Genomic DNA, 18,513 nt, shown 5'->3' on the forward strand with positions numbered 1-18,513 from the left:
CCGCGCCCAGATTCCTGGGCGGGAGAGGCCGCGGGACGGCGTCGACTCGGATGCCATGAGGTGATCAGCGTCCCGCCGTCACGCCGTCGGGTGGAAGAGGATCGAGTCCAGGTCCGGCGTCTTCTTGAGCAGGCCGGACGAGACCATCAGGTCCGCGACCCCCTTGATGCGGGTCTTGCTCAGCGAGGTGGGGTAGCCCGGCAGCGTGATGACCGAGGCGACCTCCGGGTCCATCTTGGCGTAGCCGGGCAGGACCTCTTCGACCTTCTTGCGGTCCTGGGTGGACAGCTTCTGCGCGTTGATGATCGCGCGCTGGAACGCGGCGGCCGTCTTCGGGTTCTTCTTGGTCCACTCCTGCGTGCTCACGAAGCCGCTGATCGCCAGGCCCGTCACCGGCTCGCTGCCGCCGTCGACGGCCACCCTCGCACCGAGCTTCTTCTCGGTGTCGGACAGGAACGGCTCCACGGTGTGGATGGCGTCGACCTGGCCCTTCTCCAGGGCCGCCGCCATCTGCGGGAACGGCACCGAGACGTACTTCACCTTCGTGGCGTCGACGTTGTTGGCCTTGAGGATCGAGTTCAGCGTGAGGGACTGGATGTTGTTCAGGATGTTGATCGCTACCGTCTTGCCCTCCAGATCCTTCGCCGTCTTGATCTTGGAGTCGGGCTTGACGAGGACGTTCATCATGTTCGAAGTGAGGGTCGCCGCCGGAGCCACGATGCTGAGCTTCAGCGTGCCCTTCTCCTCCGCCTGCAGGAAGGAGACGTAGTTCGCGCCGGCGATGATGTTGACGTCGCCCTTGATGAGGGCGGGCTGGGCGTCCGTGCTCTTCTGCACCGGGACGATCTCGACCTTGAGACCCTCCTTCTTGAACAGTCCCGCCTTCTGGGCGACGTAGAGCGAGGCGCCGTCCGCCAGGGGCAGCGAGGCCACCTTGATGCTGTCGGTTTCGAGTCCGTTGCCGCCGCCGCCGGAGGAGTCGGAGTCTCCGCAGCCGGTGATGACCGAGGCGGCCAGGGCGAGGGCGCTGACCAGCGCTGACAGACGTAGGGATTGCCGCATGGGCCTTCCTTAGCTCGCGGGGGTAGTCGCTTCGGCATGGCTGTGGCCGGGACATGTGAGCCGGGGGAACGGCCGCTGCCGCCCACACCGCCACGCCAGAAGATCACGTTTGAGGGAGCGTATCGTGAAGTGTGTGACTTGAGTGGTTTGGCTCCGAATTGCGTGACTCTCTTGTGTCCTAGCCGACGGTCCGGCGGTGCCGGCCGCGCCCGCGGGCCGGCCGGCCCGCGGGGCCTCGGCCGGGTCCCGCCCGAGGTCGCACGGGGCGGCGACCGGGTCCAGGCCGAGGCCGCACGGGGCCGCCGGGCCCGCGGCGGCGGGCGGCCGCGGGCCCTGTTAAATGCGGCGTCCGATAGCGCGCCAAAGGCGCCGGCTCATTCTCGTCCGGCGGCATTGCGGGTCCCGGTGACAATCCATCGCCATTCCAATTCGGAGCGTGATGCGTTACAGATTGGTTGCGACGCAAGATGACCACCCGGTCGGCGGGAGAGGGCGACCAAGCAGCGCCTGTTACCGTCCGTGGCCGTCCCAGGGCACGTCAGGTGTGTACGCAGAGTGACCGTCCGTGCTCAAGAAAACGGACATACGGGTACGAACTCACGATCAGTGCAGAGGTCTTTATCTCCTGACCTATGGTCCTTTGCGGCCTATCCGGGAATGTGCTGCAATGTCGTGCGCCGAGGGTGGAGGTGATGTCGCTTTAACCCTGCGCGCCTGAGAGGCCACGGAGAGTGTGCGACATCGTGTGGAGAGGGTGTTAGCGGCGAATGCAACCAAGCGACGAAGGTCGCGACGGTCCTCGACCAGGTGACGTCGAGGTTCAGTCGGACCATTCGACTCGGTCAGGCAGTAGGTTCAGCCTGCGGAACTGGCGTGTTCCACAGCGGCTCATCGTCCTGATCCTGGTTCCGACGGTCGCCGCCGTCGTGCTCGCCGGCGTGCGTATCTCCTCTTCCGTGAGCGATGCGGAGACCTACGGGCGCGTCGAGAAGATGGCAGGGCTGGGCGAGGAGATCACCCGGTTCATCCAGGACTTCACGGCGGAGCGCGACCTGGCCGTCGAGTACAGCGCGGCCAACCGCGCCGCACAGCTCCTGCCGGAGCTGGAGGCGCAGCAGCGCAAGACCGATGCCAAGATCGCGCCGGTGCGGTCGGCCGCGTCCGCGATCGACGCGTCCTACGGCTCCGAGGCCATCCGCGACGCCCGCACGGTGCTGAGCCGCCTGGACGGCGTCAAGTCGCTGCGCTCGCTGGTGGTCGGCACCAAGGTCCCGGCCTTCATCGTGCTGCAGAAGTACACGGACGCGACCAACGAGCTGGTCGCCGTCCTCGACGGTATCTCCCAGAACGTCGCCGACGGCGGCCTCGCGGAATCGAGCCGCGCGCTCGGTGCGCTCGCCCGCGCCAAGGAGGCGGTCTCGCGCGAGCGGGCCCTGCTCCTCACCGGCGCACGGGCGAGGCAGCTGTCCGCGGACGAGCTGAGTGAGCTCCAGGCGGCGCGCGCGCAGGAGAACAGCGAGCTCGCCGCCTTCCGCGACTCCGCGACCCTGGACCAGGCCCAGCTGTACGAGGACACGGTGGTCGGCACCAAGATCGACCTGGCCCGCCAGGTGCGGCAGCGGGTGATCTCCGGTATCGACGCCTCCGGCGGTCCGCTGCCCCACTCGCTCGGCACCGCGCGCTCGACCCAGGTCATCCGCGACTCGATGACCGGCATGATCGACAAGATGCGCGAGGTCGAGCAGAAGCTGGCGAGCGACATCAAGGCGCAGAGCGACGAGAAGGGCGCCGAGGCCCGGACGTCCTCGATCACCGACGCGGTCATCATCGCGCTGCTGCTGGCGATCGTGCTGCTGATCACGACCGTCATGGCGCGGTCGCTGATGCGGCCGCTGCGCCGGCTGCAGACCGGCGCGCTCGACATCGCCAGCACCCGGCTGCCCGGCCTGGTCGACCGGCTGCGCGATCCCGAGGCCGCGGCCGGCGGCATCGAGGTGGAGCCGATCGACATCGACTCCCGGGACGAGATCGGCCAGGTCGCCCGCGCGTTCGACGAGGTTCACCGCGAGGCGGTCCGGCTGGCGGCCGACGAGGCGGTCCTGCGCGGCAACATCAACGCGATGTTCGTCAACCTGTCCCGCCGCAGCCAGTCCCTCATCGAACGCCAGCTCCGGCTGATCGAGGAGCTGGAGCAGAGCGAGCGCGACGAGGAGCAGCTCGGCAACCTGTTCCGGCTGGACCACCTCGCCACCCGCATGCGCCGCAACTGTGAGAACCTCCTCGTCCTCGGCGGCCAGGAGCAGGCGCGCCGGTGGAACCAGGCCGTCCCGCTCATCGACGTCGTCCGGGCGTCGCTGTCCGAGGTCGAGCAGTACGAACGCGTCGCGCTGCGGGTTCAAGGCGACATGACGGTCGCCGGGCCGGTGGTCAACGACCTCGTCCACCTGCTGGCCGAGCTGGTCGAGAACGCCGCGGTGTTCTCCTCCGAGCACACCAAGGTGACCGTCTCCGGGCAGCTGCTCAGCGGCGGCGGCTGCATGCTGCAGATCACCGACAACGGCGTCGGGATGTCGCCCGAGGAGCTGGAGCAGGCCAACTGGCGGCTGGCGAACCCGCCCGTCATCGACTTCTCCGCGGCCCGCCGCATGGGCCTGTTCGTGGTCGGCCGCCTCGCCGTCCGGCACGGCATCCGCGTCGAGCTGCGCGCCGCCCAGGGCGGCGGGCTCACCGCGTTCGTGGTGCTGCCGGACGCGGTCGTGACGCCCGGCGAGACCGGCGGCATCGGCGCCCGCGGCCTCGGCCCGCGCGAGTCCGGCTCGCACGGCCAGCTCGCCGCGCTCACCACCGCCCCCGTCGCCGAGCCGCCCGCCCTCGGCGCGGGCGGCGCGTTCCGGCAGGACGAGTACGGACCGGCCGCCGCCCCCGTGGCGGGCGGGACGGGCTCGCACCCGATGGTCGGCGGCACCGGGCCGCTGCGTCCCGTCCGGGGCGCCACCGGCGCGCAGCCCGCCCTCGGCGAGACCGGGCCGATCCCGTCCAGGGGGCCGGGCGAGGCCCGCCCGCTGGACGGCGGGCCCCCCGCGTACCCGGCCACCGGGCCGCAGCAGGCGGTGCCCCCGGGCGAACGGCACTCGCACCGCGACCGCCGTCCCGCGCAGGACCCGTACCAGCAGGGCGACCGGCAGCCGCCGCGCCGGCCGGGGGAGCTGCCCGTCCGCGAGCCGGGGGCGCACCTGCCGGGACGCCCCGCGAACGACCCGCCGAACGGGCTGTTCCAGCCGCGCAGCGAGCGTCCGCACGAGGAGCCCCCGCGCGACGGCGCGGCCGAGGGCAACGGCGTCTACCGGCGCGGTCCCGGGCAGACCGGGCCGCAGTCGGTCGTCCCGGAGGCCCAGCCGATGGTGCCGGAGCCCGGCGCGCGGCAGATCCCGTGGGAGACGGGCCCGCTGGAGCAGGTCGGCGACGACGCCGGCGGCTACATCGGCGGCACCCAGCCCGTGCCCATGCCGAGCCTTCCGCACGAGACCGTGGTGGAACCGCCCGTTCCCCAGCCGGTCGCGCGGGCCGCGGCCCCGGCCGCGCCGCCCGAGCCCCGGGTGCCCGAGCGTTCGCCGATCTTCGACGCGATGCAGTCGGAGTGGTTCCAGCGCAGGTCGGGCGGCACGTCGGGGGAGGACCCGGCGAAGGGCTGGGAGTCTCCGGCGGACGCGGGGTTCCGCGCCGCCGAGGCGATCCGCGAGCCGGTGGCGACGTCCCGCACCACCGTCGGGCTGCCGAAGCGGGTGCCCGGCAAGAACCGCATCCCCGGAGCGGTCGGGCGGGCGGCTCCCGCGCAGGGCGGTCCATTGCCCGGCGGGCCCCCGCAGGGGCAGTCTGTGCAGGGCCGGCAGGCACCGGGCCAGCAGGTGCAGGGCCAGCAGGCACCGGGCCAGCCGGGTCAGCAGGTGCAGGGTCAGCAGGATCACGGCCAGACGGCCGACGTTGTACGCAACCGCTTCGCGAGCCTGCAGCGCGGCGTCCACCGTGGACGCAACGAGGCTCGCGGCGAAGGCACGTCAGGTGAGGCGCCGTCACAGGGTGACGGCGAGACAGGAGGCACCCGGTGAGCGGGCAGGATCTCAACTGGTTGGTGACGAACTTCGCCGACCGTGTCGCGAAGGTCGCGCACGCCGTCGTGGTCTCCTCGGACGGATTGCCGATGGCCTACTCATCGGGCTTCCCGCCCGAGCGGGCGGACCAGCTCTCGGCGATCGCGTCGGGGTTGATGAGCCTGACCCAGGGGGCGGCGAAGATCTTCGACGCCGGCGGGGTGAACCAGACCGTCGTGGAGATGGACCGCGGGCTGCTGTTCGTCATGTCCATCACGAACGGGTCGGTGTTCGCGGTGCTGGCGGCGCCCGACTGCGACCTCGGGCTGGTCGCGTACGAGATGACGCTGCTGGTCGAGCGGGTGGGCCGGGTGCTGACCCCCGCGCTGCGCACCCCGGAGCAGCAGCCCCCGTACTCGGGGCCTCCCGTGACCGAGATGGGCGCCGGGCCCGCCCGCTATTGACCGTGACTGACTGACGGAGGTCGGCGACATGGATCGAGGCAGTCCCTTCGGCGGCGGTCCCGGTGGCCCGGGCGGGCCCGGCCGCTGGCCGGGTGATCAGGGACGGGTCCCGGCGCAGGGGCGGCTCCCCGCGCGGGAGGAGGGCGAGGGCAGCAGCTCGCTGGTGCGCCCCTACGCGGTGACCGGCGGGCGGACGAAGCCGCGCTACGACCTGGCCATCGAGGCCCTGGTCACCGCGGCGCCGTATCCGCCGCGGGACGTGGCCGTGCTGACCCCGGAGTACCGGGCGATCATGGACCTGTGCCGGTCGGCCCGCTCGGTCGCCGAGGTGTCCGCGCTGCTGCGCCTGCCGCTCGGGGTCGCGCGGGTGCTCGTCGCCGACATGGCCGTCGAGGGGCTGCTGCGGCTGCACCAGTCGCAGCCCCCCACCACCGCCGGCGGACAGCCGGACCTCCGCTTGCTAGAAAGGGTGCTCAGTGGCCTTCGGAAGCTCTGACCAGGTCCCGGGGCCGCACGGCGGGGAGGCCGAGCTGACCTCGGTCAAGATCGTCGTCGGCGGCGGCTTCGGCGTCGGCAAGACCACGTTCGTCGGCTCGGTATCGGAGATCATGCCGCTCACCACCGAGGCGGTGATGACCGCGGCCAGCGCCGACGTGGACGACCTGTCGGCCGTCCCGGACAAGACGACCACCACGGTCGCGATGGACTTCGGCCGCGTGTCGCTGGACAGCGAGCTGATCCTCTACCTGTTCGGGACGCCCGGCCAGCACCGGTTCTGGTTCATGTGGGACGACCTCGTCCGCGGCGCGATCGGCGCCGTCGTGCTGGTCGACACCCGCCGGCTGGAGGACTGCTTCGCCGCGGTGGACTACTTCGAGGAGCTCGGCCTGCCGTTCGTGGTGGGCGTCAACGGGTTCCACGGCGAGTTCCAGTACGCCGTCGAGGACATCCGCGACGCGCTGTCGATCAGCGGGCACGTGCCGATCGTGCAGTGCGACGCGCGGAGCCGCGAGTCCACCAAGCAGGTGCTGATCACGCTGGTCAAGCACGCCATGACGGTGCACGCGACCGGCGCGCCCGCCGGTGCGCCCGCGCCTCAGCCCGGCGCCCCCGGTACCGCGGGCGGCCAGCTCGGCAGCACGTCCCCGAGCTGGACGTAGCGCCAGCCGGGCTACGATGGGGTTGAAATGGAGCGGATCCGGACGTACGTGGCCATCGGCGACAGCTTCACCGAGGGCCTGAACGACCCCTACCCCGGCCAGGACGACGTGTTCCGCGGCTGGGCGGACCGGCTCGCCGAGCACATCGCCGAACTGAGCCCCGGCCTGCGCTACGCCAACCTCGCCGTCCGCGGCAAGCTCGTCCGGCAGATCGTGGACGACCAGGTGCCAGTGGCCGTCGGGCTCGGTCCCGACCTGGTCACGCTCTGCGCCGGCGGCAACGACATGATCCGCCCGGGCGCCGACCCGGACGCGGCCGCGGTGGTCTTCGACGACGCGGTCCGCCGGCTGCGCGGCACCGGCTCGCGCGTGGTGGTCTTCACCGGGTTCGACCCGCGCGGCCTGCGCAGCGGCTCCCGCATCCGGGGCAAGGCGGCCACCTACAACATGCACCTGCGCGCCATCGCCGACCGGCGCGCCTGCAGCGTCGTCGACCTGTGGTCGCTGCGCGTCTTCAACGACCCGCGCGCCTGGTACGAGGACCGCCTGCACCTGTCGCCCGAGGGGCACCGGCGCATGGCCCTGTTCGTGGCCGAGGCCATCGGCATCCCGGTCAAGGGCGACTGGCGCGAGCCCTGGCCGCCGCTGGACCGCGCCGACTGGCTCACCATGCGCCGCGAGGACGTCCACTGGGCCCGCGCCTACCTCCTCCCGTGGATCGGCCGGCGGGCCACCGGGCGCTCCTCCGGCGACGGCCGGGGGCCGAAGCGCCCGACGCCCCTCCCGCTCTAGGCGGGGTCCGGCTCGGCGGCGAGGGCCTCCTCCAGGGTGCCGGTCACCGGGATGCGCCGGTGCAGGCCGGTGATCTCCAGGGCGCGGCGGACGATGGGCCGGGGGCCCGCGAGCACGAGGCTGCCGCCCGCGGCCGTCGCGGACTTGTAGTAGGCGACGATGACCGAGAGTCCGTGGGAGTCCATGAACTCCAGGTCGGTCATGTCCAGGACGAGGTGGTCGCCGTGCTCGCGACGGGCCTCGTTCAGGTGCCTGCGCAGGTCGTCCGAGCAGGCGATATCGAGTTCTCCGCACAGCCGGAGCACGGCTCTGCCGCCGTCCGGCCGCGTGGTCACTTCCAAAGGTGGCACGGGGGGTTCCCCTCTTGTATGTGCGGCACCCGCCGGGACGCGTCCCGGCGATACTTTCCGTCCGACAACTATCGCTGACGATCGGCCGCCTGCCAACCCGGCGCGCAAAGGGGTGTGCGTGATCGAGACGGGCCGTAGGGTGCTGTCGGATGTGATTGCCCCGATCCGCTGTGTAGGAGACGACCCCAGGTGAGTTCCCCCCGGCTGCCGGACCATCTCGAAGTGCTGCTCACCGAGGAGCCCGTGCTCGACGTGTTCGCGTACGGCCCCTGGCGCGTGCCCGACGGGCTGTACGAGGAGATGCGCGAGCGCGCCGTCGCCTACAACACCGACCAGCGCGCCGTCGTGCTGACCCGCCAGCTCAGCGACTTCTACGGCGGCGACACCAGCGCGGCCGGGGCGGAGCAGTGGTCGCTGCTGACCTTCCTGCTGGGCGCGTCCGCGGTGCGCGGCGGATCGCGCGGCGACGTCGACTACGAGCTGCTGTCGGCCTTCCTCGCGACGCCCGAGTCGGCCGTCCGCGACCCGGCCGCGTGGTTCACCCAGGGCGGGCGGTGGCGCCCGCCGGGCCTGTGGCTGCCCGAGCCGTCCGGTGACGACCGCGAGCGCCGCGCCGTGATGCTCTCCCTGGCGCGGGACGGCCTGGACGTGTTCGACGGCCTGGAGCCGATCGAGCGCCGCCGGCGGACGCTCATGGACCTGTTCGACCGGCGCGCCGCCGACCCCGCGCTGCACGAGGCGGACCTGACCGTCCCCAACCGGCGGCTGGAGGACGCCTGGGTCTCCGGCCTGACCGACGAGGAGCTGGCCGTCCTGCCCGAGCTGTCCGGCCCCGTCGGGTATCTGGGCTGGGTGTGCGGGGGCCTGGACGCCGCGCACGAGCGGCTCGCCGGGGCCGTCGCCGACGGGGACGACCCGGACGTCTCGCTCGCGAGGCTGCTGCTGGCCGCCGAGGCCGCGGTCGTCCCGGCCGAGCTGGCGGTCGTGCTCGGCAAGCACCGCTACGAGAACGTGGAGGAGCGGCTCCGCGCGGCTCGCGAGGGCTTCTCCGCCGAGGCGTGGCAGTTCGACGTGCGGTCCTGGCTGGCCCGGGGCCTGGTCGCGGGGGAGGCGGACGCGTCCCGCGCCTGGCTGGACATGGCCGTCCGCGCGACCGGCGCCGTGCAGGGCCTCCCGGAGGCGCCGGTCAGCCCGCGCTGCCGGGTGCCGGTGCGCCAGTTCCAGGCCGACCTGCGGCGGCTGTTCACCGTCCGCCGGGTCTTCAACACGCTGGCGTTCGGCACCGCCGCGACCGGGGACGACGCGGGGACGGCGCCGGAGCGCGAGCCCGCGGAGGTCGCCGGGCCGGAGCTGGTCGGGCAGCCGGAGCTGTCCCGGGTGCTGCGCGACGCGGTGGCGGCGCGGCTGGCCGGCGAGCGGCCCCTCCGGCTGCTCGTCGCCGGCCCCGAGGGCACCGGCAAGGGCACCGCCGCCGAGTTCGCCGAGGCGATGCTCGCCGAGGGCGGCGCGGTCCGCGAGGCCCAGTGGATCTCCGACCAGGTGTTCGCCTCGCTCGGGGTGAGCGACGCCGTCCTGTGGCTGCAGGCCCGCGTCCGGGACTGCCAGGAGGGGCGGATGCTCCTGGTCGTGGACGACCTGGAGAAGCTCGCCGCGCACGAGCGGTGCGGCGCCGCCGCGGCCGAGGAGCTGCGCCGGCTGATGGCGCGGTCGCCGTCGCTGAACGTCGTCGCGCTGTGCCGGCCCGGCGGCGACCGGCGGCTGTTCGACGCCAACCCGGCGCTCGTCCGCGCGTTCGACGTCGCCCGCACCCGCGACTTCGCCGAGGACGAGTTCGCCGAGCTGTTCACGCTGGCCGTCGGCCGCCGCGGCGCGCACGCCGCCGCGGAGGTCGCGGCGGCCGCCGGCGGCATGCTGCGCCGCACCCCGCCGCTGCTGAACCTGCGCGGCGCCCGGCTGGTGGAGCACATGGCGGGCCAGGCCGTCGCCGCGGCGGACGAGCGCGCCCGCGAGGGCGAGGACGCGAAGGAGCCGCTGGAGGTCACCGCCGCGGACCTGCCGCAGCGGCTCATCGCGGGCCGCCCCGCCGAGGCCGACCCGCTCGCCGAGCTGGCCGCCTGCGTCGGCATCGAGCCGGTCAAGCGTGAGATCGACGCGCTGACCGCCGAGGCCGAGGCCGCCCGGCTGCGCCGCGAGGCGGGCATGACGGCCCGGACGCGGCTGCGCCACCTGGTCTTCACCGGGAGCCCCGGCACGGGCAAGGGCAAGGTCGCGCGGATCCTCGGCCGCATCTACGCCGACATCGGCGTGCTGTCGTCCGGCCACCTGATCGAGGTGGAGCGCGCCGACCTGCTCGGCGAGTACGCCAGCGAGAGCGTCCTGCGGGTCCGCCGGGCGGTGGAGCAGGCCCACGGCGGCGTCCTCGTCGTCCGCGACGCGCACGCCCTGGTGTCGGCCGCCGGGGACGCCGCGCGCGGCCGCGAGGTCCTGGACGTGCTGCTGACGAGCGTCCAGCCGCACACCGAGGACCTCGTCGTCGTGCTGACCGGCCCGGAGGCGGAGATGAACGGGCTGCTGAAGTCCCATCCCGACCTCGCCGCCTTCTTCCCCCGCACGATCCGGTTCCCCGACCTCACCGACGACGAGCTGGTCGAGGTGTTCGCCGCCAAGGCCGCCGACTCCGGGTTCGCGCTCGCCGGCGGCGTGCTGGACAAGGTGCGCGGGCTCGTCGAGGCGGCGCCGCGCGAGCGCGGGGTCGGCAACGTCCGCATCATGACGAACCTGCTCGACCGGGCGGTCGCGATGCAGGGCCGCCGCGTCCTCGCCGACGGGATCGTCGACGAGACCGAGTCGCTCGACGAGATCCTGCTGGCGGACGTCCCGGACACGCTCACCCGCGGCCGCGACGACGTCCCCGGCGACCCGCTCGCCGAGATCGAGCGGCTGATCGGCCTCGCCGACATCAAGCGGGAGGTGGCCGCGCTGGTCGCCGAGGTCCGCGCCGAGCAGCTGCGGCGGGACGCCAAGGTGTCCCCGGCGCCGCCGGCCCGGCACATGGTGTTCATGGGCAACCCGGGCACGGCCAAGACGACGATCGCGCGGCTGATCGCCGCCGTGTTCGCCCGGCTCGGCCTGCTGTCGTCCGGCCATCTGGTCGAGGTCACCCGCGCCGACCTCGTCGCCGAGTTCGTCGGGCAGACCGCGCCGCGGGTCAGGGACGCGGTCGGCCGCGCCCTCGGCGGCGTCCTGTTCGTGGACGAGGCGTACGCGCTGTCGTCGGCGGGCGGCGACCGGCGCGACTTCGGCCACGAGGCGATCGCCGAGCTGCTGCGGCTGATGGAGGAGCACCGCGGCGACCTCGTCGTCATCGTCGCCGGCTACGACGCCGAGATGGAGCGGTTCCTGGAGGCGAACCCCGGTCTCGAGTCGCGGTTCCCGAAGCGGCTGCGGTTCCCGGACTACTCCGACGACGAGCTGGTGACGATCTTCGAGTCGATGGCGGCGGCGGACGGCTTCGAGCTCGCGCCCGGGATCCTGGAGGACCTGCGCGGGCTCGTCGCGGCCCAGCCGCGGGGCTCCTCGTTCGGCAACGCCCGGCTCGTCCGCAACCTGCTGGAGGCGGCGATCTCCCGGCAGGCGCAGCGCATCACCGCCAAGGACGACGAGGCGCCCGGCGGGGTGGCGGCGGCCGAGGCCGGGCGGTTGCGCCCCGAGGACCTCCCCGAGGCCCCCGCCCGCGGGCAGGACGGAGGCTACGGGCTCTACATCTAGGGGCTCTCCAGCTAGCCCGCCTGCGCCTGCGGGCCGCCCGCCCCGTAGGCGGCGGCCTGGAGGGAGTACAGGTCGGCGTAGAGGCCGCCTCGGCCCATCAGCGAGGCGTGGTCGCCCTCCTCCGTCACCTCGCCGTGCTCCAGGACGTATATCCGGTCGGCGTAGCGGACGCTGGCGAGCCGGTGCGTGATCAGCAGGACGGTGCGGCCGTCGGCGTGCGTGCGGATCCGCTCGAACAGCTGGTGCTCGGCGCGGGCGTCCAGGGCGGCGCTCGGCTCGTCGCAGATCAGCAGGGGCGCGTCCCGGAAGAAGCCGCGCGCCACGGCGAGCCGCTGCCACTGCCCGCCCGACAGCTCGGCGCCGTCCCGGAACCGGCGGTCGAGCAGCGTCCCGTACCCGTGGGAGAGGCCCGCGACGACCTCGTCGGCGCCGGAGGCGCGGGCGGCGGCGAGCATCGCGGGATCCTCGTCCCCGTCCTCGTCTTGGACCTGCCCGCGCCCGGCGCCCATCGTGATGTTCTGCCGCGCGGTCATCGGCCAGTGCGTGTACTGCTGCGCGATGACGGCGACCCGCTCCCACACCTCCTGCGGGGGGACCTCCGCCAGCGGCACGCCGTCCCACCGGACGTCGCCGGAGTCCGGGTCGTACAGCCCGGCCATGATCTTGGCGAGGGTCGTCTTGCCGGAGCCGTTCTCGCCGACCAGCGCGACCACCTCGCCCTTGCGCAGGTCGAGCGACACCCCGCGCAGGGACGGGGACTCCGCGCCCGGGTAGGTGAACACGACGTCCCGGACGCGGATGGCCGCGAAGTCGTCCGGGAGCCGCTCCCGCTCCTCCGCGGCGGCGACATCAAGGGCGCGGCGGGGGATCCGGTCCTCGGCGGCGGTGCAGAAGCGCAGGTAGTCGCCGAAGTACAGGCCCTCCTCGTAGCACTGGTTGACCGCGAACACCAGGTTCACCAGGGAGGACTGCCCCGACCGGATCGCGAGGACCGCCGTTCCGGCGACCGCCAGCGGCACTGAGCCCTTCCACAGCATGAGTCCCAGCGCGATGTACACCGCGGCCGTGGCGACGCCCTTCAGCATGTCCCCGGTGACTTTGGCCATGGTCTGCCGCCGGGCGAGATCCAGCTCCACGGCGCGCTGGTGCGCCGCCGAACGGTCGTACTCGTCCAGCAGGAACGGCCGCATCGTGAACGAGCGCACCTCCGCGGCGTGCTCCCGCTGGATCATCAGGTCCGACAGGATCCATTTCCGGCGGTACACCTCGACCAGGGACAGCATGGTGAGGTACTGCATCCGGGCGCTGCGGACGGACGCCCAGCCTTCCGGCACGGCGGTCAGCAGGAGCAGCGGCAGCAGCAGCGGATGCAGGACGCCGAGCGTCCCCGCGGCGGCGGCCAGCCCGACGATGCCGGTGAGGACGTCCACCGCCTCCTGGACGACGCGCGGCGCCGACGTCATGCCGCGGGTCTGCGCGCGTTGCAGTTCGTCCAGGAAGTCGGAGTCGTCGAGCGCGGCCAGGTGCACCGCCGTCGTGGCCTCGTACAGCCGCAGCTCGGCGAGCCGCCGGACCTGCGGGTTCAGTCGCGACTGGGACCAGCCCGCGCACGCCTGCAGCCCGGCGCGCAGCGCCACCGCGGCCGCGACCAGCAGCAGCGAGGGGAGCGCCTCGCGGACGCGGTCGGGCGTCGGGCGGCCGCTGAACAGCGCGGTGAGCACCCCCGTCGTCGCCAGCAGCCAGAACGCCGTGAAGATCCCCGCGACGAGGTTGAGGGAGATCGTCGCGATCGTGTCGGCGGGGCTCGCGCGCCACGCCAGCCTGGCGGCCTGGGCGATGACGGCCGGCAGCCGCCGCGCGACCGTGCTGAGGCCGGTCTCGGCGAGTTCCCGGTCCTTCGCGTGCCAGGTGTGGGCGGTCAGCTCCGGCAGCCGGGGCCCGGCGGTCGCCTCCCGGCGGTTCCGGCGTGTCCGGTGATGGGTGAATCGTTGGGTTAAACGCCGTCTTCTGCCCATGCGCCGCCCTCCGCGCGTACTGTCGGCCAAGGAGCAGTGTGCGCCTTGAGGGGGACGGCGTCCGCTTCGTACGTCACATAGCGTGGTGATTTGTGGCTGTCGACAATCATGCGGTGGACGGACGCGGCGCACGCCCCGGGTTGTCTAAGGTGGCTACGCATGACCGACGGCTGGCCAGAAGGCTGGACACGCAAGGAGGACGACCGCGTGGCGCGCAGCAGGGACAACTCCGTTCGTGCGGAGCACCAGCACGCCGCCTACGGGCGGGAGGCGCACGGCGACCCCTACGGTGACCCGTACGCCGGTGACCAGCTCGCCGGGGGCCGCTACGACGACGACGGCCCGCGGGGCAGGACGCCCTACCGGCGCCGCCGGCGGCGCTGGCCCAAGGTGCTCGGCGGCATCCTCGCCGTGATCCTGCTGATCATCGTCGGCGGCTACTTCTACCTGGACTCGCGGCTGAAGCGCGAGTCGGTCCTGGTCGACTATCCCGGCCGGGTCGCCGACACCCCGGGGACGAACTGGCTGATCGTCGGGTCCGACAGCCGCGAGGGGCTGTCGAAGGACGACCAGAAGCGGCTCGCGACCGGGTTCGCCGGGGGCCGCCGCACCGACTCGATGATGCTGCTGCACTACGGCTCGGGCGGGACGTCCCTCATCAGCCTGCCCCGCGACTCCTACCTCCCGATCCCGGGGCACGGGTCGAACAAGCTGAATGCGGCGTTCTCCTTCGGCGGGCCCAAGCTGCTCGTCCAGACCGTGGAGAAGGCCACCGACGTCCACATCGACCACTACGCCGAGATCGGCTTCAACGGCTTCGTGGGCGTGGTCGACGCCGTCGGCGGCGTGAACATCTGCGTCAAGGAACCCATCAAGGACAAGAAGGCGGGCCTCGACCTCAAGGCGGGCTGCCAGGACCTGAGCGGCGGCCAGGCGCTCGGCTACGTCCGGACCCGCAAGTTCGCCCGCGCCGACCTCGAGCGCGTCGAGCACCAGCGGCAGTTCTTCGGCGCGCTGATGAAGAAGTCGACGAGCCCGGGAACCCTGCTCAACCCGTTCCGCAGCGTCCCGCTGGCGATGAACGCCACCAGCAACTTCCTGGTGGACGACGGCGACCACCTCTACGACCTGGTCCGCATGATGTGGGCGATGAAGGGCGTCAGCGGCGGCGACGGCGTGACGACCACCGTCCCGATCGGGGGCAACGGCAGCTCGGCCGCCGCCGGCTCCTACATCACGTGGGACAGGTCGCAGGCGGGCAAGCTGTTCGGGGCGCTGAAGCAGGACCAGAAGATCCCCGAGGACGTCATCACGAAGTGACGGGGCGGCGGCTCGTTTAGAGTCGGACCATGTCCGATGTGACGCCAGAGGGTACGAAGCTGGACGGGCTGACGTCCAAGGAGCTGCACGACCGCGCGATCGACCTCGCCAGGGACCGGCGAGACGTCGGCTTCCTGTGGGACCTGCTGCGGGCGATCCCGGCCGCGGCGGCGGCCACCGGGGAGGTCGGCCGCGCCGAGTTCGACCTGCTCCACGGCCTGTCGCTGCTGGAGGAGTTCACGCACGCGGGGGAGGGCGAGATGGCGGACGCGCTGCGGCCCTTCTACATCGAGTACCTCACCGCGCACCCCAAGGGGACCTGACCTGCTCTTTACCCTCCCTTGATCTCCCTTCGGCCGCCCCTGGGAATCACTCTCCGTAGGCAATTGACCGCAGAGGGTGGTTGTAGTGAACAAGAAGCATATGAAGATCGGCGCCATCGCCTTCGTCGCGTGGTACGTCATCAGCAGGCCGCAGGGGGCGGCCCACCTCGTCAACAACGCCCTGAGCGGGCTCGGCAACGCCGCGGAGTCGTTGTCGCAGTTCATGAGCGCAATCCCGAACTGACGTCCGGCCGCCGTCCGGGGCCAGCAAGCGGTGGCGCCCGCGTCACAGTAAAATCGCGCTTTGCGGGCACACGCGGCTGGGCACAATTGGATCGGGTCAATTGTGTCGCGCGCTACAACCAGGGACGGCGTTACGGATGAAGAAGAACCTCCGCTACGTGGCGATCGCCTTCGTCATCTTCTACTTGCTGAGCTCACCGACGGATGCGGCAGGAGTGGTCAACAACGCCTTCGACCAGCTCGGGAACGCGGGCAACCAGCTCGCCGCCTTCGTGAACGCCCTCGGCGGGAACGGCTGAGGCGCCGGCGGCGCGGTCCCCGGGGCGGCGCCGGCGGCGCGATCGGCGGGGGCGGCGGGGCCGGTCCCGGGGGATGATCTCCTAGGATCGGCACCATGTCTGTCTTCGACGTAGAGATCGACGGTCTGCGGGGCGGAACCGCGGACCTCGGCCAGTACCAGGGCAAGGCCGTGCTCATCGTCAATGTGGCCTCCAAGTGCGGCCTCACCCCGCAGTACTCCGGCCTGGAGCGGCTGCAGGAGACGTACGCGGGGCGCGGCTTCACCGTCCTCGGCGTCCCCTGCAACCAGTTCATGGGGCAGGAGCCCGGCACCGCGGACGACATCGCCGAGTTCTGCTCGGCGACCTACGGCGTCACGTTCCCGATGACCGAGAAGGTCGAGGTCAACGGCGACGGCCGGCACCCGCTCTACCAGGGGCTCGTCGGCACGCCGGACGCCGAGGGCCACACCGGCGACATCCGGTGGAACTTCGAGAAGTTCCTGATCGCCCCCGACGGCACGGTCGCGGCGCGGTTCGCGCCCCAGGCCGAGCCGGAGGCGGACGAGGTCGTCGCCGCCATCGAGAAGAACCTGCCGGCCTGAGCGTCCGGACGCGCCTTCCCCGGCCGGAGGGCGCGTCCGCCGCTGTGAATTGCGCCACACCGGCAACCGGTTGCCCTCTATTCGAGGGCGCGTCTAACTTGTGTGTCGCGCTATGACGTGGAGGTGCCCCATGGGCGGATGGACGGCCGGCGACATCCCCGAGCTGCGCGGGCGGCGGGCGATCGTCACCGGTGCCAACAGCGGCATCGGCTACCACACCGCGCTCCAGCTCGCCCGGCACGGCGCCTCCGTCGTGCTGGCCTGCCGCAGCGCCGAACGCGGCCAGGCCGCCTTCGACCGGATCAAGGCCGCCGCGCCGGGCGCCGACCTCGTCCTCGGCTCACTGGACCTCGCCGACCTGGCGTCCGTCCGCGCGTTCGCGGCCCGCTTCGGCGACGACCCCCTCGGCATCCTCGTCAACAACGCCGGGGTCATGGCCATCCCGCACCGCTCCACCGCCGACGGCTTCGAGATGCAGTTCGGCACCAACCACCTCGGCCACTTCGCGCTGACCGGCCTCCTGCTGCCCGCGCTGCGCGCCGCCCCGTCCGCCCGCGTCGTCACGGTGACCTCGGGCTTCGCCTGGACGGGACGCCTGCGCTTCGACGACCTGCAGAACGAGCGCCGGTACGGCAAGTGGACGGCCTACAGCCAGGCCAAGCTCGCCAACCTGGTCTTCGCCAAGGAGCTGGACCGCCGCACCGACCTGACCAGCGTCGCCGCCCACCCCGGCTACGCCGCGACGAACCTGCAGCAGACCGGCCCGAGGATGCAGGGCAACTCGCTCATGGAGAAGGTCACCGGCATGGGCAACGTGGTGATGGCCCAGTCGGCCGCCGCGGGCGCCCTGCCGTCCCTCTACGCGGCGACGGCGGACGTGGAGGGCGGCGCCTGCTACGGCCCCCGCCTGCTCCAGTACCGCGGCGCACCGGCGAAGGTGGTCACGCCTCCGCAGGCGGACCGCCCGGGCCTGGGCGAACGCCTCTGGGAGGTCTCCGAAACGCTCACCGGCGTCAGCTACGCCGAGGCTCCCGACCCAGCCCCCTGATCGCCTGGGCCAGCGTCCCCCCGACGACGGCGTCGGCATCGGCCGGGTCGCGCTGCACGATCCGGGCGGCGGCGTCCACCAGCCCTTGGATCAGCTCGGCGCGCAGCGCGGGCTCGGGGACACCGGCCTCCGCCAGCGCCGCGACCAGCGGCCGCAGCAACTGCGCGTGGCCCACCCTGATCCGCTCCAGCGCGGGCTCCGCGAGGGCGTGCTCGACGAGCGCCACGGCGGCGGCGTGGCGCCCGTCCGTCATGACCTCCAGCTGGGCCCGGACGTAGGCCTCGACCTTGCCGTCCAGCCCCTCCGCGCCGTTCAGCGCCCCCTCGACGACCGCCGCCCAGCGCGGCAGCTCGTCCCCGACGACCGCGGCGACCAGATCGTCCTTCGACCGGAAGTACTCGTAGAGGCTCGGCCGCGACAGCCCCACGCGCCGCGCCAGCGCGGCGAGCGACAGCGCCTCGATCCCCTCCTCGGCGACCAGTGCCCGCGCCGCGTCCAGCAGGTTCCGCAACTGCCGCGCCCGATGCTCCGCAACGGTCGCCTCACTGATCTTCGGCACCCGCCCATTCTAGGTTCCCGACGATGGGTAGGCATGTGCCGCCGGTCCAGTCCTACGGGGCGCGGGTGATGTCCCAGTCGAGGGTGGCGGGGATGGAGCCCTCCAGGGTGAGGAGCCAGCGCTTGACCTCGACGCCGGAGCCGCCGCTGTAGCCGCCCAGGCCGTTGGAGGCGACGACGCGGTGGCACGGGACGATCAGCGGGATCGGATTGCCGCCCATCACCTGGCCGATGACCTGGGCGTGGACGCCGGTGTCGCTGCGGTCGCCCAGCGCGCCGTAGGTGATGACCTCCCCGTACGGGACGGACTCGTACAGCGTTTCGAGGACCTGCCGCTGGACGTCGGACGTCAGCCGCCAGTCGATCGGGACCTCGAAGCGCTTCAGGTCGCCCGCGAAGTAGTCGCGCAGGGCCGACAGGGCGGGGGCCAGGCGGCCGG

General features: G+C 72.6%; 17 protein-coding genes. 12 read left to right on the top strand and 5 right to left on the bottom strand.

Going from position 1 to position 18,513, the window contains the following annotated elements; genetic code table 11:
• Positions 1–78: 78 nt before the first annotated feature.
• The gene (locus E1293_RS17330; protein ID WP_132198444.1) at positions 79–1,062 is read right to left on the bottom strand and encodes an ABC transporter substrate-binding protein; all 984 of its coding nucleotides are present in this window, start codon (positions 1,060–1,062) and stop codon (positions 79–81) included.
• A 956-nt stretch (positions 1,063–2,018) separates the two neighbouring features.
• On the opposite strand from E1293_RS17330, the gene E1293_RS17335 reads away from it, so the two are divergent.
• The 5 genes from E1293_RS17335 to E1293_RS17355 are packed head-to-tail and all read left to right on the top strand — an operon-like array spanning position 2,019 to position 7,566.
• Positions 2,019–5,168 (top strand): sensor histidine kinase, encoded by a 3,150-nt coding sequence (locus E1293_RS17335; RefSeq protein WP_207938897.1) that lies wholly within the window; start codon positions 2,019–2,021, stop codon positions 5,166–5,168.
• The gene (locus tag E1293_RS17340) at positions 5,165–5,614 is read left to right on the top strand and encodes a roadblock/LC7 domain-containing protein (protein WP_132198445.1); all 450 of its coding nucleotides are present in this window, start codon (positions 5,165–5,167) and stop codon (positions 5,612–5,614) included. Before E1293_RS17335 ends, E1293_RS17340 begins: the two co-directional genes overlap by 4 nt.
• Before the next feature lie 28 nt (positions 5,615–5,642).
• Complete coding sequence (locus E1293_RS17345) at positions 5,643–6,110, top strand: DUF742 domain-containing protein (protein ID WP_132198446.1); 468 nt, start codon at positions 5,643–5,645, stop codon at positions 6,108–6,110.
• A gap of 34 nt (positions 6,111–6,144) precedes the next feature.
• Entirely contained in the window at positions 6,145–6,774 is a 630-nt protein-coding gene (locus E1293_RS17350) for a GTP-binding protein (RefSeq protein ID WP_243716287.1), read from the top strand.
• Between the two features lie 27 nt (positions 6,775–6,801).
• Positions 6,802–7,566 (top strand): SGNH/GDSL hydrolase family protein, encoded by a 765-nt coding sequence (locus tag E1293_RS17355; RefSeq protein WP_132198447.1) that lies wholly within the window; start codon positions 6,802–6,804, stop codon positions 7,564–7,566.
• Here the strand turns inward: E1293_RS17355 and E1293_RS47480 are convergent.
• Positions 7,563–7,916, bottom strand: coding sequence for an STAS domain-containing protein (locus tag E1293_RS47480; protein ID WP_165978253.1), 354 nt, complete (start codon positions 7,914–7,916; stop codon positions 7,563–7,565). The genes E1293_RS17355 and E1293_RS47480 overlap by 4 nt on opposite strands.
• A 189-nt stretch (positions 7,917–8,105) precedes the next feature.
• On the opposite strand from E1293_RS47480, the gene E1293_RS17365 reads away from it, so the two are divergent.
• On the top strand, positions 8,106–11,684 hold the full coding sequence (locus E1293_RS17365) for an AAA family ATPase (protein ID WP_132198449.1): 3,579 nt from the start codon (positions 8,106–8,108) through the stop codon (positions 11,682–11,684).
• 11 nt (positions 11,685–11,695) lie between these two features.
• On the opposite strand, the gene E1293_RS17370 is transcribed toward E1293_RS17365, so the two are convergent.
• Positions 11,696–13,699: an ABC transporter ATP-binding protein gene (locus tag E1293_RS17370; RefSeq protein WP_132198450.1), complete on the bottom strand. Its 2,004-nt coding sequence runs from the start codon at positions 13,697–13,699 to the stop codon at positions 11,696–11,698.
• A gap of 159 nt (positions 13,700–13,858) precedes the next feature.
• Here E1293_RS17370 and E1293_RS17375 point away from each other — a divergent pair, with 159 nt between their 5' ends.
• From E1293_RS17375 to E1293_RS17395, 6 genes are all read left to right on the top strand, one after another.
• Entirely contained in the window at positions 13,859–15,019 is a 1,161-nt protein-coding gene (locus E1293_RS17375; protein ID WP_132198451.1) for an LCP family protein, read from the top strand.
• Positions 15,020–15,048: 29 nt separating this feature from the next.
• On the top strand, positions 15,049–15,342 hold the full coding sequence (locus E1293_RS17380; RefSeq protein WP_132198452.1) for a hypothetical protein: 294 nt from the start codon (positions 15,049–15,051) through the stop codon (positions 15,340–15,342).
• Positions 15,343–15,427: 85 nt separating this feature from the next.
• Entirely contained in the window at positions 15,428–15,586 is a 159-nt protein-coding gene (locus tag E1293_RS47485) for a hypothetical protein (RefSeq protein WP_165978252.1), read from the top strand.
• A gap of 136 nt (positions 15,587–15,722) precedes the next feature.
• Positions 15,723–15,884, top strand: a complete 162-nt coding sequence (locus E1293_RS47490; RefSeq protein ID WP_165978254.1) for a hypothetical protein — start codon at positions 15,723–15,725, stop codon at positions 15,882–15,884.
• Positions 15,885–15,979: 95 nt separating this feature from the next.
• Positions 15,980–16,468, top strand: a complete 489-nt coding sequence (locus tag E1293_RS17390; protein WP_132198453.1) for a glutathione peroxidase — start codon at positions 15,980–15,982, stop codon at positions 16,466–16,468.
• A gap of 130 nt (positions 16,469–16,598) precedes the next feature.
• Positions 16,599–17,516, top strand: a complete 918-nt coding sequence (locus tag E1293_RS17395; protein ID WP_132198454.1) for an oxidoreductase — start codon at positions 16,599–16,601, stop codon at positions 17,514–17,516.
• Here E1293_RS17395 and E1293_RS17400 read toward each other — a convergent pair.
• Complete coding sequence (locus E1293_RS17400) at positions 17,482–18,075, bottom strand: TetR/AcrR family transcriptional regulator (protein WP_132198455.1); 594 nt, start codon at positions 18,073–18,075, stop codon at positions 17,482–17,484. The two genes, E1293_RS17395 and E1293_RS17400, sit on opposite strands and share 35 nt — an antisense overlap.
• A gap of 52 nt (positions 18,076–18,127) precedes the next feature.
• Positions 18,128–18,513, bottom strand: a 386-nt coding sequence (locus E1293_RS17405; RefSeq protein ID WP_132198456.1) for a methylated-DNA--[protein]-cysteine S-methyltransferase, incomplete at its 5' end; no start/stop codon positions are given.

This window comes from Actinomadura darangshiensis (assembly GCF_004349235.1).
Classification (GTDB): domain Bacteria; phylum Actinomycetota; class Actinomycetes; order Streptosporangiales; family Streptosporangiaceae; genus Spirillospora; species Spirillospora darangshiensis.

Excerpts from the sequence above, each read along its gene's own strand:
- E1293_RS17370 (WP_132198450.1), bottom strand. The coding sequence starts at position 13,699 with ATGGGCAGAAGACGGCGTTTAACCCAACGATTCACCCATCACCGGACA.
- E1293_RS17380 (WP_132198452.1), top strand. The coding sequence starts at position 15,049 with ATGTCCGATGTGACGCCAGAGGGTACGAAGCTGGACGGGCTGACGTCC.
- E1293_RS17330 (WP_132198444.1), bottom strand. The coding sequence starts at position 1,062 with ATGCGGCAATCCCTACGTCTGTCAGCGCTGGTCAGCGCCCTCGCCCTG.
- E1293_RS17345 (WP_132198446.1), top strand. The coding sequence starts at position 5,643 with ATGGATCGAGGCAGTCCCTTCGGCGGCGGTCCCGGTGGCCCGGGCGGG.
- E1293_RS17390 (WP_132198453.1), top strand. The coding sequence starts at position 15,980 with ATGTCTGTCTTCGACGTAGAGATCGACGGTCTGCGGGGCGGAACCGCG.
- E1293_RS17355 (WP_132198447.1), top strand. The coding sequence starts at position 6,802 with ATGGAGCGGATCCGGACGTACGTGGCCATCGGCGACAGCTTCACCGAG.
- E1293_RS17395 (WP_132198454.1), top strand. The coding sequence starts at position 16,599 with ATGGGCGGATGGACGGCCGGCGACATCCCCGAGCTGCGCGGGCGGCGG.
- E1293_RS17375 (WP_132198451.1), top strand. The coding sequence starts at position 13,859 with ATGACCGACGGCTGGCCAGAAGGCTGGACACGCAAGGAGGACGACCGC.
- E1293_RS47490 (WP_165978254.1), top strand. The coding sequence starts at position 15,723 with ATGAAGAAGAACCTCCGCTACGTGGCGATCGCCTTCGTCATCTTCTAC.